The organism is Hydrogenophaga sp. (assembly GCF_051007235.1).
Lineage (GTDB): Bacteria > Pseudomonadota > Gammaproteobacteria > Burkholderiales > Burkholderiaceae_C > Hydrogenophaga.
In genome coordinates, this window is sequence record NZ_JBPCSJ010000468.1 from 1 (window position 1) to 7,567 (window position 7,567).

6 protein-coding genes are annotated in these 7,567 nt (G+C 71.4%); all 6 read right to left on the reverse strand.

The features are described from left to right. A partial coding sequence (gpJ, locus tag ACR2JA_RS16565; protein ID WP_434010175.1) for a TipJ family phage tail tip protein occupies positions 1-3,201 on the reverse strand: 3,201 nt, incomplete at its 3' end. Beyond that, positions 3,192-3,605 (reverse strand): hypothetical protein, encoded by a 414-nt coding sequence (locus ACR2JA_RS16570; protein WP_434010176.1) that lies wholly within the window; start codon positions 3,603-3,605, stop codon positions 3,192-3,194. The genes gpJ and ACR2JA_RS16570, both read right to left, overlap by 10 nt. Positions 3,606-3,607: 2 nt before the next feature. Next, positions 3,608-4,075, reverse strand: a complete 468-nt coding sequence (locus tag ACR2JA_RS16575; RefSeq protein WP_434010177.1) for a DUF1833 family protein — start codon at positions 4,073-4,075, stop codon at positions 3,608-3,610. Continuing rightward, positions 4,069-4,437, reverse strand: a complete 369-nt coding sequence (locus ACR2JA_RS16580; protein WP_434010178.1) for a hypothetical protein — start codon at positions 4,435-4,437, stop codon at positions 4,069-4,071. The genes ACR2JA_RS16575 and ACR2JA_RS16580 overlap by 7 nt, the downstream gene beginning before the upstream one ends. Then, positions 4,438-4,926 (reverse strand): glycoside hydrolase family 108 protein, encoded by a 489-nt coding sequence (locus ACR2JA_RS16585; RefSeq protein WP_434010179.1) that lies wholly within the window; start codon positions 4,924-4,926, stop codon positions 4,438-4,440. A gap of 13 nt (positions 4,927-4,939) precedes the next feature. Continuing rightward, on the reverse strand, positions 4,940-7,567 hold a 2,628-nt coding region (locus tag ACR2JA_RS16590; RefSeq protein ID WP_434010180.1), incomplete at its 5' end, for a phage tail length tape measure family protein.

Here is a 7,567-nt window from a genome sequence, read left to right on the forward strand (position 1 = left end):
CACCGTCACCGTGCCCGCATTCACCACCCGCCAGCCGGCAAAGCGCCGGGTGCGCGTGGTGCCCAGCGGCTGCAGCGGGTCACCGCCCACGGCACCCCACACCTGGGCGTGGTCGAAGGGGCCCGTGGCGTCGAAGGTGATGTCCAGCTCGGCCGTCAGGTCGTAGCTCAGCGCCAGGCGCTGCTGGGTCACCTGCAGGTTGCTCAGCACCACCGGCGTCGCCGTGGCCGCGGTGGCCGGCACGGTGTAGGCGCCGCTGGCCATGTAGGTCCAGAAGCCGTCCGGCTCGGGCACCGCGGTGATGGTCGCGCCCGTCAGGTTGGCGGTGGGCTTGATGTCGACCACCCGCAGGCGCAGGCCCGGCGTGGCGTTGAAGTCGAAGATCCACAGCGTGTCCATCGGCGGGTTGTCCGCGCTGCTGCCGGGCACGGTGGCGCCGGCCGGCCAGGCGTCGGTCAGCGTCAGCGCGTGGCCCGCATCGCTGCGCGCGGCCACGCCCAGCACCCGGTAGGCCTGTTCGCCCGGCAGGCGCAGGCCCACGTAGCCGCTGCCGCCGGCCGGCACCTCCGCGTCCAGGCCGATCCCCATGGCGCCGGCGCTCGTGGTGCGCACGTACACCGCGGGCGCCGCGGCACCCGGGCTGAGCATCGCCCCGGCCAGCAGCAGGCCCTGGCCGGCGCCGGTGGCCGTGAAGTTCACATTGCCCGCCGCCTGCAGCCGCATCGAGACATACGGCAGATCGGTGCCCGTGCGCAGGTTCACCCGCACCCGGCACAGCCACCAGCCGGCCGCATCGGTCGGCTCGATCTGCACCGTCGGCACCGCCGCGCCGCTGCTGTCCACCCCGCTCACCACGCCGCTGGCCAGGTCGAAGCGCCCGCCGATCATCAGGCTGTCGCGCGTGCGCACCGCCAGCTGCAGGTAGCTGCATTCCGCCGCGGCGGCGCGCACCTCAAGCACCACGTCCTGGCCATCCGCCGTGCTTGAGACCAGCTGGTAGATCAGCCGCGTCTCGTTGCCCGCGCCGGTCGACTGCAGCTTGGTGCACTGCGCCACGCCGTCAGGCAGCGCCGCGGGCGTCAGCAGCACGGTCGCCACGTTGTCGCCCGCGTCGTTGAACTGCAGCCACGGCCGCGTGCTGCCCGCCTCGGCCGTGTTGCGCATGTCCTCGCTCCAGGCCAGCAGGTTGGTGGCCACGCCCTGCAGCCGGCCGCTGTGGCCCCACTGCGTCAGGTCGTGGCTCAGCGCCACCAGGCTCCAGCGGCGGAAGGTCAGGTGCTCCAGGTCCATGTCCCAGGTCACTGACTTGCGGCCGTAGATGTTCTGCGCCATCGCCATGCGCGCCGCCAGCAGCCGCCCCGCCTGGGTGGTGATGCCGGGGGGCGACACCCGCGCCGTCTCACGCGGCACCGTCACGCCCGGCGCCAGCACGCGCAGCGTCGCCGGCAGCCAGTCGTTGGTGCGCTCGGGGCTGGCCACCTCCAGCTCTTCGGCGGTCACCCGGGTGGCATAGCCCACCCGCATGCTGCCGCGCTTGATGTTGCCCATGCCCACCACGGCCTCGATCGCCTGGCCACTGGCCATGTACACCACGCCCAGCTTGCCCGTGTGGTAGCTGCGGGCGGCCAGCCCGGCGGCGGCGATCGCGTCCAGCACATCACCGCGCGCCACCGTCGCATCCCACCAGTGGTCGAAGCGGTAGCCCTGCGCCGCGCAGTGCACCATCCAGGCTTTCAGGCCCTCGATATCGATCTGGTCATCCGGCTTGCCCACGCCCCACAGCAGCCGCCCATCGGCCGCAAACACCCCGCGGCAGAACTGCAGGTACAGCGCCCCCGGGTTGCTGGTGGCCTGCGTCACCCAGGCGCTGCCGGTCCACACCGGGCACGGCGCGCTGGTGGCCAGCCAGGTCACCTGGTCCAGCACGCCGTTCAGCTGGCCGCTGGCCTTGATCTTGATGCCCACCAGCTGCTTGGCCACGGTGGCCGTGCCGTCGGCCTGGTAGCTCTTCAGCGCAGCCCACTCGATGGTGTTGGCCGCCTGCTGCCGGGTCTCGTTGGCCTCCAGCTTGCGCATGCGCACCGCGTACTGGCCGGCAGACACGGCGCGGCTGAAGGTGCGCCGCAGCGGCTTGGTGGTGCTGCTGGACAGCTGCACCGTGCTGCTGCTGCCCACAAACGGCAGCCAGCTGCCTGACGGCAGCAGCCGGTATTCCATCGCCACCTCGCAAATGAAGGGCTCCGGGTTGCCGTTCTTGTTGATGAAGTACAGCTGGCCCACGATGTCGACCTGCAGCTGCAGCGTGTTCACGCTGCTGTTGCGCTCCACCCAGGCGCCGGGGGCGGTCACCGCATCCAGCAGCGCGCCGGCCACGGTGTCCACACTCTCCCAGGCCAGCATGTCGGTGTTGCCGGTCGCAAAGCCGGTGCGGGTCACCGTCACACCGCTGTAGGTGGCGATGTCGGTGGCACCGATCTTCAGCTGGTCGACCGTGCCCACGTTCAGGCCGGCATGCAACTGGATGTACTGGTACTGGTCATCGCCCTCGAACCACGCGAACGGCTGGGCCGCAAAGTCCGGCGCCACCCGCACCTGGCCCATCAGCAGGCCCAGCGGCTCAAAGTGCCGCGCGCGGTTGCGGGCACCCTGCAGGCTGTAGGTGGTGCCAGGGGTGGCGCCGCCGTAGCCGCCGGCCTTCGATGGCGGCAACAGCTTGTTGATCACCATCGAGCACAGCATGAAGGCCCCGGCGTTGATGGCGTAGGCCGTGAAGCCGTTGAAGCCGAGCCAGCCCCCCAGCCCGCCCACCTGGCCCGCGCCCGCCGCCATCAGCCCGCTGCCCATCGTGAACCAGGCCAGCGCCACCAGCGCGATCAGGCGCACCGCATCCTTGCCCGCCACCCGGTGCGCCTCGATCAGCATGCCCGGCTTGGCGCGGGTGCGCGCCCACAGCAGGGCGGGCACCTCCATGCCGCCCACGCGCACCTGCCAGCCCGCCTCATCGGCCCGCACACCATGCCGCGCCAGCAGGCTGGCCAGCGTGTCGCCGCGCGCCAGCATCACCCCGCGCAGCACCACCTGGCCGGTGGTGGTCAGCGGGTGGGGCGTCACCACCAGGTCGTTGCCGGCGCGGGGCGCGTCCAGCACCTCGGTCACGTCGATCCGCGTCACCGCATCGGTGCTTGCTTCGGTCACAGCCATCTGTAAATCCCTTCCAGTCGCAGCCCGGTCAGCGGGCATTCAGCCAGGCGCTGCAGCACGCTGGTGCCCAGCGCTTCAGACGTGTGCAACACCCACTGCTCACCCGCATGCAGCAGCAGCGTGCCGATGTGAAAGTGCGTGCTGCGCCCGCCACCGGCCAGCCACAGCACGGCGTCGCCGGCCTCGGGCTGCTCACCCGCGGCCAGGGGCCGGGCCACGTCGCCGATGGCATCGCGCACCAGCGCCACCTGGTAGGTCGGCCTGGCCGGGTGCAGGCCACCGGCCCAGCGCACCGTGCGGCCGAACAGCTGCTGCTGCGCCAGCACTGCCAGGTGCATGCAGTCGAAGCTGCGCGCCACGTAGGGCAGGCCCACCAGGGCTTCAGCGGCGCGCAGCGTCGCCATGCTCAGCCCTCAAACAGGCCGGGCGTCGTCGTCTGGTCGTAGCGCACGCCCACGGCCGGCATGCGCAGCTCGTCGTCGGTGCCCACCACGGCCTGCACCGTGGCGGTGGTCACCTGCACCCCGCTCAGCGGGGCGCTGAACTCGTACTCCACCACCGTGGGTGCGGCCCGACTCACCAGCCGAAAGGTCGCCTGCAACGCGCCACCGGGCGGCAGCGCCTCCAGCACCTGCGTCAGCTCGCGGCCCACGTTGTCCAGCTCGATGCGCGCCTGCGGCGCCTGCGCGTCGTCGTTGGGCAGCGTGAAGCGAAACGGAAGCCCCACCCAGGTGATGCCGCTGATCGTCCAGTCCCGCGTGTCGTTGACGACGTAGGCGGTCTCGATGCTCGGGTGCGTAAGCCGCAGCAGCAGCAGCATGCCCGACGGGTCGGACACCCGCTGCAGCTGGGCGCGGGCGGTGGCGGTCACCATGTGCTGCGCCAGTATTCGATCTTCAGGCTGCGCTTGGCCTTGTCCAACGGCCGGCGCAGGTAGGTCAGGGCGCCCAGCTCACCGCCCACCACCCGCGCCTGCACCGTGGCGCCGGTGCGCGGGTGCGGCCAGTCGAAGAAGTCCTGCCCCGCCTTGATCGTGGTGTAGAACCAGGTCTCGAAGGCGGCGATCTCGGCCGCGGTGTCAAAGTGCAGCGTCAGCTGCACCTCCACCCGCGCATCGCTGGCAATGCGCCGCTGCTTGGGCACACCGCGCTCCATCTGGCTGCGCTCCACCACGGGCTCGGGCGTCTCGCTGAAGTCGCGCCAGTCGTAGCGCATGCCGGTCGGCCAGGTCGCCATTTACAGCCCCAGTTCCAGCAGGTTGCGCGCCACCCGGCGGGCCCAGCCGCGGCCGTGGTGGGCCCAGGTGGGCGCGTTGGTGCGCCGCTCCAGGCCGGCGGCATGCACCCGCACGGCGGCGCGCATGTCGTCCATGCCATGCCCCAGCGCACGGATGGCCGCCATCGTTCGCGGCCCCAGCACACCGTCGTTGTTCAGGCCCAGGGCCAGCTGCAGGTCTTGCACCGCGGCATAGCGCCCGGCGTTCACGGCCAGGTCAAACACCGCGCAGGCCAGCAGCGGCGGCATCTCGTCGCAGGCGCACAGGGCCCAGTAGTCGCGGCGGTAGATGTCCTTGGCCTCGGCCAGCGTCAGCGCCTGGATGTTCAGCGTCGGGTAGGCCCGGCGGCTGATGCCGAACTTCGTCTCGCCGCCCCGGTCGTTGGGGTCGTTCACGTACCCGCCCTCGTGGCCGATGGTGCGCTCGAAGGCAACGTCGAAGGTGTCCATGCGGGTCTCCATGTCAGGCCATTGCCGGCCGCAGGTTGAAGCGGCCCTGCAGCGCCTCGGTCACCGGGCCCTGGCCGCTGGCGATGTCGCCGGCCACCGCCTGGCGGGCGGCGTCCAGCAGCACATCGATGCCGCCATCACCGCGCTGCCGCGCCGTGGCCTGCACCGGCGTGCCGGTGTTGTTGATCACGTTCAGGCTCAGCGCCACGGTGGTGCCGCGGCCGGCCGGCGCCAGCTGGCGCATCTGGCCCGGCGTCAGCACGCTTTCGTCCTTCTGCAGGATGGCGGCCATCTCGTTGCCCTGCAGGCGGCCGGTGTGGAAGCGCGGGGCGCGGTCCCAGGTGCCGGCAGGCATCCAGCGCATGGCGGCCGGCGCATCGTGGCCCACCTGGCCACCGCCGTGGAACACGCTGCCCGCACCGCCGAACGGTGCCCCGTTGCCCAGGCCGCTGCTGGCCCCGGCGCCCATGAAGCTGCTCAGCATGTTCATCCCGGTGCTGAACAGCCCCGACAGCTGCGCCTGCAGCTGCATGCGGATGATCCCGGCCACGACGCTGCCCACCAGGTCGTTGAAGCTCAGCTTGCCCGTCATGGCGAAGCGCACGATGCCGTCTTCCATCGACTGGAAAGCGCCGGTCCACGCCTGTTCGCTGGTACGCGCCGCATTGCGGGCGCCCTCGGCGTAGTTGGCCAGGGCACGGTCCAGGCCCACGCCGGCATCGGCTTCCAGGTCGCGGCGGGCGGTCTGGTATGCGGCTTCTTCGCGCAGCGCAGCCTGGTGGTAGGTCTGCAGGGCGGCCAGCCGCGCTTCGTAGGTCTTCTGGCCGATGCGGTTGTTGGCCAGGTCGCCGTCGAGCTGCTGCCGGTCGGACGTGAAGCGGTCGTTGATCGACGCTTCCCGCGCGGCCACCTGTCGGGCGGCATCGCCCATGCGCATGCCGGCCAGGTCGCGGTTGTTGGCGTTGCCGCGGGCCTGTGCGGCGGCTTGCAGGTTGCGCACGTAGTCGGCCTGGGCCAGGGCAAGCTGGCGGGTGGCTTCGGCCTGGGCCCTGATCTGCTCAGCCGCCTTGTCCCCCGCCAACTCACCGCGGCCAAAGTCGGCCGCAGGCGTTTCGCTGACGTTGCGCGGCTTCAGGTCGAAGATGCCGCGAAAGCCCGCGTAGTCGGCCTCCAGTCGCGCCCGCTCTGCGCCGGCAGCCACCAGCCGCGCCTGCGCCGCCGTCACTGCCGCGGTGCGGGCGTTGGTCTCCTGCTCGGTCTTCACCACCCGGGCCGACTCGATGGCGATCGACCGGCGCGCTGCCTCTTCCTGCGCCGCGATCTTGCCGCGCTCGATGTTGATCAGCTCGGCACGGTAGCGCTCGCCGCTCATGCGCAGCTCGGCATAGGCTTGGTCGGCCTGCGCACGCCGTGCCGTGAAGCCCGCCTGCTGCTGCGCCAGCACCAGCGCATCGCCGGCCGCCTGGATGGCCAGCAGGCTGTCCTGGTAGCCCCGGCTGGCCTTCAGGATGGCTTCCTGCTCGGCGGCCTGCGCAGCGGTGGTGTCGGCAGTGCGCATCGCCGTGCGTGCGGCCTCGCGCTGCAGCATCTCCAGCTGTTCCTTGTCGCGGTCGACGGCAGACTTGCCGCCCGACCACGGGAACACGATGTACTCGGTGGAGCCAGGGCGCTTCAGGCGCTCCTGCAGCTTGGCGATCTTGTCTTCCGCTGTCTCTGCCCGGCCCCAGCCGTTGGCAGCGTCCCACATGTTGCCAAACCAGGTGGTCACGCCCTTCAGCGCGGTTTCCAGGTAGCCGAGACTGCGCACGTTGCGCGTCTCCATCGTGTCGGCCAGCGCCTCCATGTTCAGGCGCATCGCCTCGCTGGTGCGGCCCTGGGCCTCCAGCGCCATGATCTGCTTGTACTGCTCGGCCGTCAGGTAGTTGTAGGCCTTGTTCGCCTTGGCAGCCCAGTTGGTCACGCTGTCGCCCATGCCGGCGAAGCCCTGCGCCGTCTCGGCCGCGGTCTGGCCGTTCACCTTGCTCAGCGCGATCGCGGCGCGGGCGCTCGCGTCCAACGTGCCGCTGGTCTGTTCGCCGCTGGTGGCCAGCACCTGCATCAGGTCGCGCACGGCGCCGGCGCTCACGCTGCGCGCGTTGGCCAGCGACCCGACCATGCTGTTGAACTGGCCCTCGGTCAGCGCCGCGGTGTTGCCGGTCAGCGCCATGCCATCGGCGAAGCGCTTGCTCTGTTCCCAGCCTTGGAAGAAGGCCAGCCCAGCCGCCCCGGCCGCCACGCCAAGGCCAGCCACCGCCAGCACCGTCGGCGTCAGCATGCCCAGCATGGCCCGCAGGGCCGGCGTCACGCCACCGTAGGCGTCCCTGATCTGCCCGCCCTGCTGGATGGCCACCATCCACACCGGCATGCCGCTGCTGATGCTGGTCACCACGTCGGTCATCTGCATGGCCAGCTGGCGGTTGGCCTGGGCCAGCAGGTTCTTCTCGGCGCGGTTCTGCCGCATCAGCTCCTGCTCGTGGCGCAGTGCGTCGGCGGCGGCCTTCTTGGCGGCGGTGTCTTGCTGGCTGCTGGCCGTCACACCGGCCTGGGCGGTGCGCTGGGCCGCCGTCGCGGCGGTCACCGCAGCGCGGGCAGCAGCCTCGGC

What these genes read in the sequence shown, in the direction of transcription:
- ACR2JA_RS16575 (WP_434010177.1), bottom strand. Translation starts at nt 4,075, where the DNA reads ATGGTGACCGCCACCGCCCGCGCCCAGCTGCAGCGGGTGTCCGACCCG.
- ACR2JA_RS16585 (WP_434010179.1), bottom strand. Translation starts at nt 4,926, where the DNA reads ATGGACACCTTCGACGTTGCCTTCGAGCGCACCATCGGCCACGAGGGC.
- ACR2JA_RS16580 (WP_434010178.1), bottom strand. Translation starts at nt 4,437, where the DNA reads ATGGCGACCTGGCCGACCGGCATGCGCTACGACTGGCGCGACTTCAGC.
- ACR2JA_RS16570 (WP_434010176.1), bottom strand. Translation starts at nt 3,605, where the DNA reads ATGGCGACGCTGCGCGCCGCTGAAGCCCTGGTGGGCCTGCCCTACGTG.